17 protein-coding genes and 3 other annotated features are annotated in these 17,359 nt (G+C 36.1%); of the genes, 4 read left to right on the top strand and 13 right to left on the bottom strand.

Annotated features, from left to right (window positions below; genetic code table 11):
* Positions 1-30: 30 nt before the first annotated feature.
* Genes ilvC through ilvE form a run of 4 tightly spaced genes read right to left on the bottom strand, consistent with a single transcriptional unit; the run spans position 31 to position 3,914 of the window.
* Positions 31-1,038 (bottom strand): ketol-acid reductoisomerase, encoded by a 1,008-nt coding sequence (gene ilvC, locus Q9B79_RS16420; RefSeq protein ID WP_306185898.1) that lies wholly within the window; start codon positions 1,036-1,038, stop codon positions 31-33.
* A gap of 14 nt (positions 1,039-1,052) precedes the next feature.
* Positions 1,053-1,283, bottom strand: a complete 231-nt coding sequence (locus Q9B79_RS16415; RefSeq protein ID WP_071730313.1) for an ACT domain-containing protein — start codon at positions 1,281-1,283, stop codon at positions 1,053-1,055.
* Complete coding sequence (gene ilvB / locus Q9B79_RS16410) at positions 1,280-2,992, bottom strand: acetolactate synthase large subunit (RefSeq protein ID WP_306185896.1); 1,713 nt, start codon at positions 2,990-2,992, stop codon at positions 1,280-1,282. Before ilvB ends, Q9B79_RS16415 begins: the two co-directional genes overlap by 4 nt.
* Positions 2,993-3,014: 22 nt before the next feature.
* Positions 3,015-3,914, bottom strand: a complete 900-nt coding sequence (ilvE, locus tag Q9B79_RS16405) for a branched-chain-amino-acid transaminase (RefSeq protein ID WP_306185894.1) — start codon at positions 3,912-3,914, stop codon at positions 3,015-3,017.
* Between the two features lie 151 nt (positions 3,915-4,065).
* Positions 4,066-4,305, bottom strand: a binding site (T-box leader).
* 67 nt (positions 4,306-4,372) lie between these two features.
* Positions 4,373-4,618: a binding site (T-box leader), on the bottom strand.
* A 232-nt stretch (positions 4,619-4,850) separates the two neighbouring features.
* On the opposite strand from ilvE, the gene Q9B79_RS16400 reads away from it, so the two are divergent.
* Together Q9B79_RS16400 and msrA are read left to right on the top strand one after the other, a co-directional pair.
* Entirely contained in the window at positions 4,851-5,609 is a 759-nt protein-coding gene (locus Q9B79_RS16400; protein ID WP_306185892.1) for an SDR family oxidoreductase, read from the top strand.
* A 90-nt stretch (positions 5,610-5,699) separates the two neighbouring features.
* Entirely contained in the window at positions 5,700-6,236 is a 537-nt protein-coding gene (gene msrA, locus Q9B79_RS16395; protein ID WP_306185890.1) for a peptide-methionine (S)-S-oxide reductase MsrA, read from the top strand.
* A gap of 163 nt (positions 6,237-6,399) precedes the next feature.
* On the opposite strand, the gene Q9B79_RS16390 is transcribed toward msrA, so the two are convergent.
* The 4 genes from Q9B79_RS16390 to Q9B79_RS16375 form a co-directional block, all read right to left on the bottom strand.
* Complete coding sequence (locus Q9B79_RS16390; RefSeq protein WP_306185888.1) at positions 6,400-6,600, bottom strand: hypothetical protein; 201 nt, start codon at positions 6,598-6,600, stop codon at positions 6,400-6,402.
* Between the two features lie 109 nt (positions 6,601-6,709).
* A complete protein-coding gene (locus tag Q9B79_RS16385; RefSeq protein WP_306185886.1) occupies positions 6,710-7,351 on the bottom strand; it encodes a FusB/FusC family EF-G-binding protein in 642 nt (213 codons plus the stop codon).
* Positions 7,352-7,461: 110 nt separating this feature from the next.
* Positions 7,462-8,148: a DUF421 domain-containing protein gene (locus Q9B79_RS16380; protein WP_306185885.1), complete on the bottom strand. Its 687-nt coding sequence runs from the start codon at positions 8,146-8,148 to the stop codon at positions 7,462-7,464.
* A 164-nt stretch (positions 8,149-8,312) separates the two neighbouring features.
* Positions 8,313-8,576, bottom strand: coding sequence for a CD3324 family protein (locus tag Q9B79_RS16375; RefSeq protein ID WP_306185883.1), 264 nt, complete (start codon positions 8,574-8,576; stop codon positions 8,313-8,315).
* 325 nt (positions 8,577-8,901) lie between these two features.
* Between Q9B79_RS16375 and Q9B79_RS16370 the strand changes: the two genes are divergently transcribed.
* Positions 8,902-9,606 carry a polysaccharide deacetylase family protein gene (locus tag Q9B79_RS16370; protein WP_306185881.1) on the top strand — a complete coding sequence of 235 codons (705 nt, stop codon included), beginning with the start codon at positions 8,902-8,904 and terminating at the stop codon, positions 9,604-9,606.
* 39 nt (positions 9,607-9,645) lie between these two features.
* On the opposite strand, the gene Q9B79_RS16365 is transcribed toward Q9B79_RS16370, so the two are convergent.
* The gene (locus Q9B79_RS16365; RefSeq protein ID WP_306185878.1) at positions 9,646-10,983 is read right to left on the bottom strand and encodes a sodium-dependent transporter; all 1,338 of its coding nucleotides are present in this window, start codon (positions 10,981-10,983) and stop codon (positions 9,646-9,648) included.
* A gap of 301 nt (positions 10,984-11,284) precedes the next feature.
* Positions 11,285-11,507: a binding site (T-box leader), on the bottom strand.
* A gap of 370 nt (positions 11,508-11,877) precedes the next feature.
* Here Q9B79_RS16365 and Q9B79_RS16360 point away from each other — a divergent pair.
* Positions 11,878-13,512 carry a putative polysaccharide biosynthesis protein gene (locus Q9B79_RS16360; protein ID WP_306185876.1) on the top strand — a complete coding sequence of 545 codons (1,635 nt, stop codon included), beginning with the start codon at positions 11,878-11,880 and terminating at the stop codon, positions 13,510-13,512.
* A 39-nt stretch (positions 13,513-13,551) separates the two neighbouring features.
* On the opposite strand, the gene Q9B79_RS16355 is transcribed toward Q9B79_RS16360, so the two are convergent.
* The 4 genes from Q9B79_RS16355 to Q9B79_RS16340 all read right to left on the bottom strand — a co-directional run bounded on the left by Q9B79_RS16355 (position 13,552) and on the right by Q9B79_RS16340 (position 17,199).
* Entirely contained in the window at positions 13,552-14,376 is an 825-nt protein-coding gene (locus Q9B79_RS16355; protein ID WP_306185874.1) for a DUF4037 domain-containing protein, read from the bottom strand.
* A 92-nt stretch (positions 14,377-14,468) separates the two neighbouring features.
* The gene (locus Q9B79_RS16350; RefSeq protein ID WP_306185872.1) at positions 14,469-14,981 is read right to left on the bottom strand and encodes a GNAT family N-acetyltransferase; all 513 of its coding nucleotides are present in this window, start codon (positions 14,979-14,981) and stop codon (positions 14,469-14,471) included.
* 78 nt (positions 14,982-15,059) lie between these two features.
* Positions 15,060-15,977, bottom strand: a complete 918-nt coding sequence (cysK, locus tag Q9B79_RS16345; RefSeq protein WP_242277339.1) for a cysteine synthase A — start codon at positions 15,975-15,977, stop codon at positions 15,060-15,062.
* Positions 15,978-15,987: 10 nt separating this feature from the next.
* The gene (locus Q9B79_RS16340) at positions 15,988-17,199 is read right to left on the bottom strand and encodes an MFS transporter (RefSeq protein ID WP_098667657.1); all 1,212 of its coding nucleotides are present in this window, start codon (positions 17,197-17,199) and stop codon (positions 15,988-15,990) included.
* Positions 17,200-17,359 lie beyond the last annotated feature (160 nt).

Here is a 17,359-nt window from a genome sequence, read left to right as displayed (position 1 = left end):
TTACGTATTTTTCACTTACAATCTATTACTCTATTTCTTTACTAATTCTTTCGGTGCATGAATCCAGCTCATCATTTCACGAAGATCTTCTCCTACTTTTTCCAACTGATGATTTTGCTCTGCTTTTTTCATCGCATTATATGTTGGACGCCCAGCTTGATTTTCTAAAATCCACTTCTTCGCGAATTCCCCTTGTTGAATTTCTGTAAGCACTCGTTTCATTTCTTTCTTCGTTTCATCTGTAACGATTCTCGATCCTGTTACATAATCTCCGAACTCAGCCGTATCTGAAATAGAATGGCGCATGTTCGTTAAACCACCTTCGTACATTAAATCAACAATTAATTTTAATTCATGTAAACATTCGAAGTATGCAATTTCAGGACGATATCCGCCTTCTGTTAATGTTTCAAAACCAGCTTTCACAAGTGCAGTTACTCCGCCGCAAAGTACCGCTTGCTCTCCGAATAAATCTGTCTCCGTTTCTTCTTGGAATGTCGTTTCAATTACACCTGCACGTGTACAACCTACACCTTTTGCATACGCAAGCGCTACCCGTAATGCCGTGCCCGTAGCATCTTGATGTACTGCGACCAATGCCGGAACACCATTTCCTTCTTGGAATACACGGCGAACGAGATGTCCTGGACTCTTTGGTGCGACCATCGCTACATCTACGTAACTTGGCGGGTTAATTTGTCCGAAGTGAATATTAAATCCATGTGAGAAAAGTAACATTTTCCCTTCACGGAGATTCTCTTCTACTTCTGTTTTATACACATGTGCTTGCTGTTCATCTGGCAATAACATTTGTACGACTTGCGCGGTTCGAACCGCTTCTGAAACAGACATTACTTCAAACCCATCTGCTTTTGCTACTTCAAAAGACTTACCATGTCGAACACCTACTACAACTTCTACACCAGAATCACGTAAATTTTGCGCCTGCGCATGACCTTGAGATCCATAGCCAATTACCGCAACTCTTTTCCCTTGTAATAACTCTACATTTGCATCTTTCTCATAATACGTTTTCATATTCCATACACTCCTTATAATGTATTTACTTGCAGTACATCAATTAATTTTTTCAACTGACTAACAAGTAATGTCGCTTCATTTTCAGTGCAAACTGCTGTGAGTTTCATTTCAGAAACACCACTAGTATCTCTTTCGTTTAAATGTAAAGAAGAAATATAATAACCACGCCGAGCAAAAATTCCACTTATACGTAATAAGACGCTTGGCTCGTTATGAATAACGAGTGAAAAAGTATGACTCATTCTTCCCACCTCTTCATAATCATTTCGTTATTCCCTTTGTTTGGCGGAACCATCGGAAATACGTTTTCACCTTCTTCTACACAAAAATCAACTACAACAGGACCTTCGTGAGCAAATGCTTCTAACATCACTTGTTTCGCCTCTATTGAATTTGTCGCCCTTAATCCTTTCACTCCATAAGCTTCTGCCACTTTCACAAAATCTGGCGATCCAATTTTTGATTCTGATAAACGATTTTCATAAAACATCTCTTGCCATTGCCTTACCATCCCTAAAAATTTGTTATTTATAATAAATACTTTTACAGGAATATTATTTTCAGCAATTGTTTGTAGTTCTTGAATGTTCATTTGAAAAGAAGCATCACCTGCAATACAAATAACGAGTTCTTCTTCTTTTGCAAGCTGAGCACCAATTGCCGCCGGGAAACCAAACCCCATCGTTCCTAGTCCGCCAGACGTGAGAAAAGTCCGTGGTTTTTTCGCTTTATAAAAATGCGCAGCCCACATTTGATGCTGCCCTACTTCTGTCGTAACAATCGCTTCACCATTCGTTAATCCACTTACTAAGCTAATAACATGCTGCGGTTTTAACTCACTTTCTTTTTGATTGTAGGAAAGAGGGTATTCCGCTTTCCATTCCTCGATTTTCGTAAGCCATTCATCTGTCCGTGTATCAATCGGCATACGTAACAACATATATAACGCTTTTTTCACATCTCCAACAATCGGATATTCTACCGTTACATTTTTATGAAACTCCGAAGGGTCTATATCAATATGTACCTTTTTCGAGTGAGGGGAAAAGAGCTCTAATTTTCCTGTCACACGATCATCGAAGCGAACACCTAAAGCAAGCAGTACATCACATTCTGTGACTGCCATGTTTGCCGCGTACGTTCCATGCATACCGAGCATTCCTAAAAATAATGGATCTCCCGGCGGATATGCACCAAGTCCCATTAAAGTGGAAACGACTGGAATACGATTCTCACTCGCAAACTTGAGGATCTCATCGGATGCACCTGAATGAATGACACCTCCTCCAATATAAAGAAGTGGGCGTTTCGCTTTTGAAATTGCTTTAGCTACCTCTCTAAGCTTCATACTGTCTGGCATAGGCTCTAGTTTGTACCCTGGAATCTCAATTACTTCATTATAAAAACTTGTTACCTTTTCATTTTGAATATCTTTTGGAATATCAATTAATACCGGTCCCGGCCGCCCGCTTTCGGCGATGTAAAAAGCTTCTTGTACAATGCGCGATAAATGATTCACATCACGAACTTGGTAATTATGCTTCGTAACAGGTACTGTAATCCCGACAACATCCGCTTCTTGAAATCCGTCTTTTCCGATGAGAAGTTTTGCAACTTGCCCTGTAATGACAACTAAAGGAATCGAATCCATATAAGCATCCGCTAAACCCGTAACTAAATTCGTCGCCCCTGGCCCAGAGGTAGCAAAGACTACCCCGACCTTTCCAGAAGCTCTCGCATATCCTTCTGCCGCATGAATGGCAGCTTGTTCATGACGAGTTAAAACGTGCTTCAAACCACTTCCGTATAACGCATCATATACTGGCAAAATCGCTCCGCCCGGATAACCGAAAACAGTCGTTACGCCTAATTTTTTCAAACATTGAATAACGTGTCCGGCACCTGTCACTTCTTCACACTGCAATTTCTCACATGTTGTATGCTGCTCCATTTTAATTAACTCCTCTCCCTACCTACAATAAGCTTTCCGCCAGTCCTGGAACACGTACTCCTCTTTCTCTCGTTAATTTTTTAAATTCCTCTGTCAATTGTTTCGTTACACTTCCTGGCTTCCCATCCCCAATTTCTCTTGAATCAACTTTTACAACTGGAATTAATTCTGCTGCCGTTCCCGTTAAAAACACTTCATCTGCTACATATACGTCATGGCGAGTAAATGGCCGTTCCTCACATGGAATATGAAGTCGCTCACATAGCTCGATAACACTATTTCTCGTAATACCTTCTAGCGCTCCTAAATAAGAAGGAGGTGTTAACACTTTTCCATCTTTCACAACGAAAACATTATCTCCAGAACCTTCACAAACATACCCTTGCTGATTTAACATAAGCGCCTCTAGCACTCCTGCTTGTGCCGCTTCAATTTTTACAAGCACGTTATTTAAGTAGTTCATTGACTTAATACGTGGATCTAATGCATCTGGCGTATTACGTCTTGATGCAACAGATACAACGCTTAGTCCATTATCGTAAAATTCCTGCGGGAATAACTTTAATTGTTCTGCAATGATAATAACGCTCGGTTTCACACAACTTCTCGGATCGAGCCCTAAGTCACCTTTTCCTCTTGAAACGATTAACCGAATGTAGGCATCCGCATACTCATTTTTTTGCAATGTTTGTAAAACCACTTCTTCCATTTCTTCAACCGTCAGCGGGATTGTAAGTAAAATAGATTTTGCCGATTCATATAATCGTTTTACATGTTCTTTTAAACAAAATACATTTCCACCGTAACTACGAATTCCTTCAAATACACCGTCTCCGTATAAAAAACCGTGATCATATACTGAAACAACTGCCTTTTCTTTTTCTACAAATTCCCCATTCATATAAATGTACTGATTTCCCATCTCACATCGCTCCTCTTTTTTCTCTCTATTTTTGCAATCTATTTCTATATCGATTGCTGAGATGAGTATTTTTAACAGAATATTCAGTATATAAACCCTAAAAATATACTCGTCTCAACAATCGATTACATACATACTTGTAGCAATCCATTGCTGAGACGAGGGAATCGTGGTACCACTCAGCTTCCTTACACTTCTCACGAAATATAAGCTCTGCAAGTCCAATTAGACTTTTGTTTTTCTATCGGAAACAACTCCGCTACTTTTTACTAGTTTTCAAAAGTAGTGCTCCGAGGTGATCTTCAAAGACTCGATTGTTACCACCCTCACAGCCTAGGGGTAGCTCTCTGAAACAATGCCTATCATTTACTCTCCTCTTCTACGCATTCTCTTATTCAATTTTTTAAAATAAAAACTCTCGCCTCAGCAATCAACTACTACAATTTAGTAGCTTTGATTGCTGAGGCGAGAGTTTCGCGTTACCACTCAGCTTCCTTATACTTCTCACGAAATATAAGCTCTGTAGGTCCAATTAGACCCCCGTCCTTTTACCGGAGACGATGCCGTCGCCCTCTACTCAGTTTCCCTTTCGCAAGCGATGCTCCGAGGTGATCTTCAATGATTCGATTGTTACTACTCTCACAGCCTTGGAGTAGCTCTCTGAAACGATCATAATCATCTACTTTCCTCTTCTTTGCATATACAAGATATAAAGTTAGAAAATTCTCAATTAACTTTTATTTGTTAAACGTATTATAGGACGTTGTTCTTTTCATTGTCAACATGTTTTTTCAAAAAAATCAAAATTCATTCTATTTATTTTTTCTCAAGTCAAAATTGGAATGCATTACTTACATACACTCATATATTACTTAAGTATGTTTGCATTACTACATAAAGAAAAACTTATAAAGTTTATGAGGAGATGAGGAAACTATGTTAAAAGGGAAAGTAGCATTAGTTACAGGAGCAAGCCGAGGAATTGGACGAGCGATCGCTAAACGTTTAGCAAATGACGGTGCATTGGTTGCTGTTCATTACGGTAATCGAAAAGATGACGCTGAAGAAACTGTTCATGAAATTCAATCAAATGGTGGCCAAGCTTTTTCTATCGGCGCAAATTTAGAATCCTTACACGGTGTAGAAAACCTTTATAACGCTTTAGATACTGAATTACAAAAGCGCACTGGTGAAACACAATTTGATATTTTAATAAACAATGCTGGCATTGGTCCTGGTGCTTTTATTGAAGAAACGACTGAACAATTTTTTGATAGAATGTTTTCAGTAAATGCAAAAGCACCATTCTTTATCATTCAACAAGCACTGCCACATTTACGTGACAATAGCCGAATTATTAATATTTCATCCGCTGCGACCCGCATTTCTTTACCTGATTTTGTTGCATATAGTATGACGAAAGGCGCTATTAATACAATGACTTTTACGCTAGCAAAACAGCTTGGAGCACGAGGAATAACGGTGAATGCAATACTTCCAGGATTTATTAAAACAGATATGAATGCAGAACTCTTGAGCGACCCGATGATGAAGCAGTACGCTACTACTATTTCCGCTTTCAATCGCTTAGGTGAAGTAGAAGACATTGCCGATACTGCTGCATTCCTTGCTTCTCCAGACAGCCGCTGGGTAACTGGACAATTAATTGATGTGAGCGGAGGATCTTGTTTATAAAAAACATATATTTTCAAATCTTTTTTATTGCGCAATAAAACAATTTATATAATACTATATAAAACATATATATTTAGGAGGATTACAGCAATGTCCGAAAAAACATACGAACTCGCAACCTTTGCAGGCGGTTGCTTTTGGTGCATGGTAAAGCCATTTGATGAACTTCCTGGTATTCATAAAGTACTTTCCGGCTATGCAGGTGGTCACGTAGAAAATCCAACCTATGAACAAGTAAAAGCTGGTATATCTGGTCATTTAGAAGTTGTACAAATTACATTCGATCCTTCTATTTTTCCATATGAAAAATTACTAGATTTATATTGGCCCCAAATCGATCCAACTGATGATGGCGGACAATTCTTTGACCGTGGTCCATCTTATCGCACTGCTATTTTTTATCATACTGAAACACAAAAAGAGCTTGCTGAAAAATCAAAACAAGCTCTTGCAGAAAGCGGTATGTTTAAAAACCCAATTGTAACTGAAATTCGCCCGGCTACACCTTTTTATGAGGCTGAAGAATACCATCAACATTTCTATAAAAAGAACCCAGAGAAATATGCTACTGAGCAAAAAGAATCTGGTCGTGAAGACTTTATAAAAGAAAATTGGCAAAAAAAATAATAAAAATGCATCGTACTTTTTAAGTGCGATGCATTTTTATCTTTGAAAAAAGTACCATACAATGATGAGAACAACCGCTGTTAATGTCCAAAGTGCTATCTCGTTTTTCACTCTACTCTTTTTCTTAGTCATTTCATCTCCCCCTAATAGCAATATAACGTATTCAAGATTTCTTCTGTTTCATTGTCCAGCTTATATACGTGAATACATCCTTACAAATTCTTATAACAAGACCACCAACGATTCCGATTACAATTGAAATTACTAACATCTGTACAAAACTAAGAGTAGTTGTGTATGTTATGTAGATAACAATGCATACAAGTAAAACATCCGGTAAAGAAAGCAAAAACTTTTTAAGCATTTTTTCAGCTCTCCTATGTTGTATTTATAAATTATATCTCTCAAAAAGGAAATCTATTACCATTCTCAAAATAAAAGACCTCCAGTTTCAGCACTAGAGGTCTTCCATTTTATTTCTTTAATCGTTCAATAAAATCATGTAATTTATCAAGTGACTTCATATTGTGATTACAAGCTATACCATCTTTGCAAATATAGTTTCCCTTTTTCACGAAAGTTCCTGGTACATCACCTTTAATTTCAACTAAAAACATCCCAACTTCTTCATGCCCATGACATAGTGAACAAATGCTCTTTTTATTTAAGCTTTGGAACGTTCCTTGCAGACCAACAAACTTATTTTTTTCATTTTTCGCTATAATAAATTTCCTACTTGAACCTTTATCAATCCAGCTTAAATAAGATAATTCTTTCATATCCAATTCTTCCATATCAGGAAGTTTCAACTTTTTCGCTTTAGGAAATAATTTTTTTAATGTTTGCGCTGTAACTTCCTGAAACGGAATGACATACGGATTTATTTTCGTTAAAAATGATTCTGCATCTTCTCTATTTTGAACTGTTAATACGGTATCAATTAACTCTTTCTGTTCATTCGTTAAATTCTCAAATACATGTATTATTTTTTCAATCGCTAATGATTTTAACGCTTGAATAACACCCCTATCATTTGCCGTTGCGTGCCCATTTGCTAAAATATAAGCTTGTGATTTTATAAAATTATATTGATCACTTCTAATAAAAGCTTCCATCTTTATCACTCCATACAAATTGTTGATCTAGTCTTATTGTATACAATGATTTAGCTTTTTGATATGTAAAAGATAACTTAGAAACGAATATTACATACCCTGGCTACGTTCTACCGAGTCATTTCCTGACAAAAGAAACCATCGTCTGTTTTCCATTCAGCATATAATACATCTTCAAATTTCGTAATCCCTTTTTGCTTTATTTGCTTATACAGCCATCCTTCATCAAAACCAGCTTCCCTCAAATTATCTTTCACTACTTTTCCATCACTAATTAATGAAATTGGTAAGTATACAGGCTTATGTTTTAAACTTAAATCATTTATAGTAGGAGATTCATATTTGCTCTTTTTCAGAACACTTATGTTTCCGTTAGGTTCCAATATCATATATTCAACTTCTCGAATTGAAAAAATATCTTTTTGTTGTCTAAGCATTTGTTGTAATTGATTAATATCCAAATGATTTGAACTTAATTGTTCTCGGTCAATCTTTCCATTACGGATAATAATGGAAGGATACCCTTCAAAAAACCTTCTTGTTCCTCTTATTTTTTGTGTTATCACTTCTATTGAATAAATTAAAATTACCCAAACAAATACTGAATATAAAATAGACCACACTTTAATTTTAGGATCGTATATTGAATTTCCAACGAGCTCACCAAGGACGATAGCAGAAATAAAATCAAAGGGTGTTAGCTGAGATATTTGTGTTTTCCCTAGTATTTTTGTAGCAATTAATAGAACAAAGAAACCAATTAAAAGCTCTATCGTTATTTGTCCAATATGATTCATAAATGCTCACCTTTCTGCTTTTCACTCAAATGTTCTAAATTCTATTTAGTAAAAAAACGGCACATTTTTCTATTATCTTGTCCATTCATACGCAATATATCCAATACATACAAGACAAAAAAGAGTCTAGTTCAAAATAATATTTGAACTAAACTCTTTTATCTTCATTTAGAGTACACAATCTTTTTAATCGTTTCTCCGGAAAGAAAATACTCCTCTGCAAGTTGATGAATGGAAATCCCGCTTTTAAACGCATCTTTAATGGCTTTGTTTCTTTCATCTAGTTGTTTTCTTCCTCCAGATCGTGTACCCCATTTATGATGTTTTGTTTCTTGTTTTGGAATGTAAATTGTTTCACCTTGTATATACTTTTGAATTTCAGTAATTAAACTTTCTGGTAAAACCGTCGCAGCTTTAACGTATTTCATTTCTGCTCGCCCCTTATTTTTTATGGTTCATTTCAATAAGGTGCAAAGCCAAATATAAAAATAATTCGAGCTCATTTAGGCGATTGTATATTACTTGTCTACCTCACGCAAAGTATCGCCATTTCCATACTTGGCTTTGCATGAGACGCTGCAGTGTCTGGCAATTGAATTATAATCGCCATTTAAACACCTCCTAATATACCTTTTGTATTTTATTATATGACAAATTCCTTCCCCTTGCATCCACATCCTTTTTAAAGCGTGAAATTACTTAATTTGATATAATACTTTTTAGTCCAATCCAAAAATATAGTGAGGTTGCTTTATGAAAAAGAAAATAATCATTACAATCGTTACATTATTCATTATTACTGTAGCATTATTTGGAACATACAAATTGATGAACGCAAGAGGCTTTCAATTGTTTGGAGATTTAACAAACCGAGTAGAAACAAATGAAAAAGTGGTTGCTTTAACTTTTGATGATGGTCCTACGAACAATGTAAAACAAATATTACCGCTACTAGATACATACAATGCAAAAGCTACTTTCTTTTTAATCGGAAATGAATTAGAAAAAAACCTCTCGTTAGGAGAAGCTATCGTACACTCTGGACACCAAATCGGAAACCATACATACTCTCATAACAGAATGGTTTTTAAAACACCTTCTTTTATTAAAGAAGAAATTGAAAAAACAAATTCATTAATTCGCCAAACGGGATTTACAGACGAAATTGATTTTAGACCCCCTAACGGAAAAAAGCTAATTGGTCTGCCCTATTATTTAAATAAAAACAATATCAAAACAATTACATGGGACCTTGAACCTGATACTTTTTATAAATCTGCTGCTGATAAAATTGAATATGTTAATAAAAATGTAAAACCAGGTTCTATCATTTTACTGCACTCTATGTATGATGAGTCTAATGAAAATTTACAAACTATTGAAGGTATTTTAGACTCCTTATCTAAGAATGGCTATCAGTTCGTAACGGTAAACGAACTGCAAAAAAGAGCAAAATAAAAAGGTAGCGTATCATAGATCGATACGCTACCTTTCTTTTTAAATAATGCCAAGTACATTTAAGAATACGATCATAATCGCAATTGGTGCGATGAAGCGAAGTAAGAATAACCATAATACGAACAATTTATAGCCTTTATTTTTACTTACACCAAGCTCTTTCATTAATACATCTTTCTTCATTTTTAAAGGAACGAAGATAGAAACTAATAAAACACCAAGTGGCATGAGTACGTTACTAACTGCATAATCAGCTAAATCAAAGACTGTCTTTCCGAAAATCTTCAGATCACTTAATATACCAAATGACAATGCTGATGGTACTCCAACAACGAAGATTAGTAATCCTACGATTAAAGCCATTTTTTCACGTTTCCCTTTACCTTTTGCAGTTAAAGATGCAACGCTAATTTCTAACATCGAAATTGCTGATGTTATAGTAGCAAAGAAGAATAGTAATAAGAAAACGATGAAGAATAATTTTCCGAATGCCATTTTACTGAAAATAGCTGGCAGTACGATAAATAATAGACCTGGTCCTTGAGATGGTTCCATTCCAAATGCGAACACTACTGGGAAAATTGCAAGCCCTGCAAGTAATGTAATCACAAGCGTTAAAGCTACGATAGAAAATGCTGAACGTGGTAAGCTTTCTTCTTTCGGTAAGTATGAACTATACGTTACCATAACGGCTACACCGACAGATAGGGAGAAGAACGATTGTCCCATTGCATATAATATGACTTCTGATGTTACATGTGAGAAATCAGGCTGTAAGAAGAAACGAACTCCTTCTCCAGCACCATCTAACGTAAGTGCACGAACGATTAATACAAAGAACAAAACGAATAGTGCTGGCATGAAATATTTATTTACTTTTTCAACACCATTTTGTACACCTTTACTTACGATGAAAATAGTAATAAGGATGAATAATAGCTGTGAGCCAACTGCTAAATACGGATTGGAAATGATTTCACCAAACGTAGCTTCGTATGCCCCATTTCCTTCCCATAGTCTACCTGTAATTGCATTCCATAAATATAATAAAATCCAGCCTCCTACAACACTGTAGAAAGAAAGTAATATGAAACATGTTACAATCCCTAATTTCCCTAACCATGGCCATAATGTTTTTGGTGCGATTTCTCTATATGCATCAACGGCCTCTTTTTGTGTACTTCTTCCGATAACGAATTCAGCTAATAATAGCGGTAAACCAATTAATAATGTGAAACCGATGAAAATAAGGAAGAACGCGCCGCCCCCTCCAATTCCGGCCATGTATGGGAACTTCCAAATTGCCCCTAGACCAATCGCTGAACCTGCTGCAGCTAATACGAAACCTAATTTCGATGTCCATTGCTGTGAATTCATTTGTTAATCTCCTCTCTCTATCTTTTTCTGTATTACAATTCGGTATTTATATTGTTCTATTCACACTCTTTTCTAATACGTTCACTTCCTCTCTACTAATAAAAAAACGCCCCTACGTAAATACGTAGGGACGACAAAAATATCGCGGTACCACCCTAGTTATGAAGATACAACAAAAGTAAGACCTAAATAAAAAACGCCCCTACGCAAATACGTAGGGACGATAAAATATCGCGGTACCACCCTAGTTATGAAGCCACAACAAAGTAAGACCTAAATAAAAAACGTCCCTACGTAAATACGTAGGGACGATAAATATCGCGGTACCACCCTAGTTGTGAAACAATCTTCACCACTTTATTTGATAACGGTATAAACTACCGTCTTTCATTTCCTCAAAATATGAGATTTATGAAAGATGCTCCAGGACGAACTTCATGAATAATCTATATACTGATTCACACCAACCATCAGCTCTCTGAAATAGGGAGATATTCACTACTATACCCTTTCATTGCCCAAATATTATTTTCCGAATTGATTACTATCATTTTTATCACACATTAAAAATAGTGTCAACTTATATTTTGAATTTTTACGTATTACATTCTATATAAAAATGTAAAATATGACTTTTAAATGAATAATATTAGAATATTTATGTTACATACTATATTAACTTCTCGAACAGGTTTATAGTAGTATACGATAAAGTGAAACTTTAATCAGTGGGGGGTTCTTCATCCCCACTGATTATTAGTTGAGCCAATCGGACTTTAATGGGCAGTTGATCCCCCACCTACCTTCTTTGCTTTCGCTGAATTTTGAGGTGGGGGTCTTACTGCCCATTAAAGCGGGATGAACGTAAGACAGCACGAGTAGGAGGAAAGAATTTTGTCTACTTCAAAAGTTTTAAAAGGAACTGCTTTATTAAGCGGCGCGACAATGATTTCACGTATATTAGGATTTATATACTTTTTCCCTTTTCAACTATTAGTCGGAACACAAGGGGTCGCTTTATATGGATATGCATACTCTTGGTACGGTATTTTGTTAAGTTTTTCAACTGCCGGTATTCCTATTGCCGTTTCCAAATTTGTTGCAAAGCATAATGCGCTTGGTGATTATAGTACAAGCAAAAAATTATACAACTCTAGCGTAAAATTAATGTTGTTTATGGGCTTTTTAGGTTTTTTAGTTTTATTTATTGGAGCACCATACATATCACAATTTATTATTCGTTCGAAAACGCCAGATCCACAATTTATCGCTGACGTAACACTTACGATGCGAGCATTAAGTTTCGCACTTATTATCGTACCAGCAATGAGCGTTACACGTGGTTATTTCCAAGGATTTCAACATATGAAACCAAGTGCTGTTTCTCAAGTCGTAGAACAATTTGCACGCGTTGTTTTCATTTTAGTTGGCAGTTTCATCGTCTCAAAACTATTAGGGGGTTCCGTAGCTTCTTCTGTTGCAGTTGCTACCTTTGGTGCTGTTATCGGGGCACTTGCCAGCGTCTCTATTTTAATGATGTACTGGAAAAAATATAATAGATTAAAGCCTCCTGAAGGAGAATTAAAGTCAAGGGCATCGAATATCCCATTAAAAAATATTTATATAGAATTACTTCGATATGCTATCCCAATTGTATTTGTCGGTATTGCAATACCGCTCTATACGTTAGTAGATCAATATACTGTAGCTGATGTCCTTAGAGCGATGGGAGAGCCTTTAGAAGCAGCGAATGCAGTGTTCGCTTATATAACGAACTATGCCCAAAAGTTAATTATGATTCCAGCTTCACTTGCTACTGGATTCTCATTAACGATCATTCCGGCTGTAACGAAATCTTATACAAGCGGGAAACTAGAAGAATTACAAGAACAAATTGCAAAGATATTTCAAGTCTTGTTATTCTTCACTATCCCAGCTGCATTTGGCCTTGCTAGCATCGCTTACGATGCATTCCGTATGGTTTATGTAAATCCCGAAATTGCACTTGGTGGATCACAATATTTAATTTCATTTGCACCTTCTGCTATATTAAGTGCGATTTTCACAGTTTCAGCTGCCATATTACAAGGAATCGATTATCAAAGAAAAACGATGATCGCTTTCTCAGTCGGTATTCTCGTTAAAGTTGTAGTAAATACACCGCTCTTACATTTATTTGGCGGACACGGTGCTGTACTTGGAACCATTCTTGGATACCTCGTTTCCAATGTTATCATGTTGTACTGCATCGTTAAGTTTGCGAAATTTAAAATTGGTGAAACAGCAAAAACAGTATTTCTTATTACGATTTACTCCGCTGCGATGTCTGCTGTTGTAATAGCATTAAAAGCAATTTTAAAATGGTTAATTCCTGGACAATCTTATATGGAATCACTTCTCATTGTTGTTATATGCGGCGCCGCTGGAGGGATTGTTTACCTTTTATTCGTCTTAACGAGCGGACTTGCTTCACATATTCTCGGTGATAAGATTCAACGATTACTAGTACTAGGTAAATTAATTAAATAAAAAAGAAGGGATGTAACGCATTGTTACATCCCTCCTTTTTTACTTCGTATATTGCATACGTTTTTGTTGTTCGGCAATATGTAATTCTGGATCATGTTGTTCTACTAAATGGAATAGTTCTTCAATTAACACTTCTAGCTCCTGTACACTATACTCCGGTTTCCCTATTAACGTATTCGCCATACGCTCATATAAGTTTTCAGGCTTAATAATCATTCGTTCCACATTATATGGCATCCATTTAAACGCTGGGTGATGTACATACATTTTATTCAAACCAAATAAGACCCCAAATATATTCCTTTGCGCTTCACAAATAACATCATATAACATAAGCCAGTCTTTTCGTTTTAAAAGCGCCTCTCGATTATGCCAGCGATTGCTTAACCAAAGATTTTCTAAAATCATCCGTTTCGCTAGATTTTCTGGATATGCTACCACTCTATCTTTTAATTCATTCACTTTCTCTTCTCCATACAAACTAACACCATCATGAACGGATGATACGATACATTGTTTTTCATAACTTATATCATATTGATCCACCACATCCGAAATAACTTTCTCTACTGTTTCTGTTAGAAAGTTACTAATCTCTAATTTAATTCCTTCTTTCGTCAAATATGTTTCCGACCATTCTTCTTCCTCGTAAGGATGGTATGACAAAATTGTTCTACCAATATAGTTAATAGGCCCTTTACGATCCTCATCCTCTGGTGGCATTGACCATAAAATATGTAGTTCTATATCTGAATGTTCATCTTCTAGCTTTCTAGCTACTGAACCCGCTAAAATAATAGCCTCTACTTTTGGATTTCTCCTATAAATCTCCGACATTTCTATTGCTTTCTCTTTTAATCCCACTTCATTTCCCCCTATAATTGCAGTACAACTTCGCTTTTTATTTATCTATTTCGATATTACGCATTGCATTTCCTTTTCAAAGTTCCACTGAATCATATTTCCACCCAATAACGCTGAACAATTTCACTTGTATGAGAAGAAACCACTTCATCTTCTAACACACCGCCAACCTTTTGAATCGTTTTAGCAGAGCCGATATTCGATTTATCACAAGTTATTAACACTTTCTTCAATCCTAATTTTTGCGCTTCACCCAATGCAAGTTTCAATTGTTTTGTCGCATAACCTTGGCGACGTTTATTTGGATGGACACTATATCCAATATGACCACTTTCTCGTAATAATTCTTCATTTAATCGATGTCTAATATTCACAAAACCTATAAGTTCCCCTTGTTCAAAACTTAAAAATTGGCTAGATGGTACTCGATTAGCTTTTAAGTTTTCTCCCACTTCTTGTATACTCACTTTTTCAAACCATTCATCGAGAGAATCAAAATTTTGTAAAGAACTACTGCCGTGTGGTTGTTCTCCTGATTGTAAAAACGCATGTTTATATTCCATAATTTCTCCACTATATTCACGTATTGGTTTTAATAGTTTCATTGTTATTCTCCCCTCTTTACAACCTAAAACAAACACCTTACTCGTAACAATTTCACGAGTAAGATGTTTGTATCATTTTCATTCAAATAATCCCATACTCAAATACCTCTCACCTGTATCAGGTGCAATACATAAAACTTTTTTACCAGCGCCTAATCGTTTCGCGATCATAATCGCTGCGTAAACAGAAGCTCCTGAAGATGGCCCAACTAACAATCCCTCTTGTCTAGCTAAGTTTCTCATCGTCGTTAAAGCCTCTTCGTCTGCAATTTGAATAATTTCGTTATACACTTCCGTATTTAAGTTTTTCGGGATAAATCCTGGACTTGTTCCTACTAATTTATGAGGACCTGGAACACCACCTGATAAAACGGGAGATCCTTTCGGTTCTACTACTGCAATATATAAGTTTGGTAATTTCTCTTTTAACGTTTCCCCAGTCCCTGTAATAGTTCCACCAGTTCCAGCCGTTGCTACGAATGCATCAAGCTCGCCATCCATTTGTTCATAAATTTCAAGTGCAGTTGTATAACGATGAATATTCGGGTTTGCTGGATTTTCAAATTGCTGCGGAATAAAACTATTTGGAATTTTCTCTTGCAATTCTAACGCCTTCGCAATTGCTCCTGGCATTCTTTGTTCTGCTGGTGTTAATACTACTTCTGCTCCATATGCTTTCAATAAATTTATACGCTCTTTTGACATATTGTCCGGCATAATTAAAATCGCTTTATATCCTTTCGCAGCCGCGTTCATCGCTAAACCAATTCCTGTATTACCACTTGTTGGCTCAATAATTGTATCTCCTGGTTTGATAAGACCATTCTCTTCTGCAACATGCAATAAATTATAGGCAGCACGGTCTTTCACACTGCGTGATGGATTAAACATTTCTAGTTTTACATACACATCTGCTGCGTCTTCTGGAATAAATTTAGATAATCGGACGACAGGTGTATCTCCTATTAATTCTGTAACATTTTCACATAATTTCATAGTGCATCCCCTATTCTATCGTTTTCTTATCACTTGGTAATAACCAAGAAGTAAGTCCAATTAATGGTAGACAACTACATAGTAACATAATGAATTGTAGACTATATATGTCAGCTAATTTCCCAAGGACTACAGATCCTAAAGCGCCGAGTCCAAACGCAAGCCCTACAATTAATCCAGATACCATCCCTACTTTTCCAGGAACAAGCTCTTGCGCATAAACAACAATTACACTAAAACTACTTGAACTAATAAAACCGATACATAAAAATAGCGGTACGACCCACACGAGTGAAACGTGAGGTAATAAAAGTGCAAGTGGGGCTGAACCTAGCATTGAAAATACAATTATTGTTTTCTTTCCAAATCGATCTGCTAATGGACCACCAAAGAAGGTTCCTAACACACCAGCAATCATAAATGCGAATACGAAATACTGAGCATTTTTTATCGATAAACCGTAATGCTCAATTAAGTAAAATTGATAAAAATTCCCGATACCAGCACCGTACCAAGATCGTACAAAAGTAAGAAAAACAAGAAGTAAAATAACAAATTTAATATGTGTACTTACAATCGCATTTTCCGCCTCAAGCGCAGCCCTCTTTTTTCTCCTTACAGCACCCGTCGCTAATTCATTCCTATACCAATTTGATACGAAAATTAATAATACAATTCCTACCGCTGCAAAGGCTGTAAAACCTAAAGAACCAATTTGGCCGAGCGGAACGAAAATTAAAGCTGTAAAAATAGGAGCTAGGGAATTCCCTGTATTTCCTCCCACTTGATAAATCGCTTGCGCTAAACCTCGTTTTGCACCGGCTGCCATATAAGCAACTCGAGCCCCTTCTGGATGAAAGACTGCGGAACCTAATCCGATAAATAAAACAGAAATAATAACAATAATAAAATTCGGTGCAAATGCAAGTCCGATCATCCCAAGCATACTTGAAAACATACCGAGCGGTAATAAAAATGGAGACGGCTTCTTATCCGAATACATACCAAAAACCGGCTGCATAATCGATGACGTCATATTTAACGCAAATGCAATCCACCCTACTTGCATATAGGATAAATTCATCGTTTTTTCCAAAATAGGAAACAACGCGGGCACAACTGCTTGCATCGAGTCATTTAAAAAATGACCGAAACTAATCGCAAATAGTATGCGATATATTGTCGGTGTTTCTATTGTATTTTTTTTCGAAACTGCCTGCATATATGAATCTCTCCTTCCTGTACAAAATATATATTTATTACAGTAGGTGTAATAAATTCTGACTTTTGAAACATTTCTATTCTATACTGGTTTCATTTCTTTTTCCAGAAATATCACTTCTTGCATAATATATTTTTTCTATACGTTTTATCGGATTTAT

It is taken from the genome of Bacillus sp. MHSD_36, from assembly GCF_030757775.1.
GTDB lineage: Bacteria > Bacillota > Bacilli > Bacillales > Bacillaceae_G > Bacillus_A.
The sequence above is the reverse complement of the archived record's forward strand: the minus strand, read 5'-3'. Positions and strand labels throughout refer to the sequence as shown.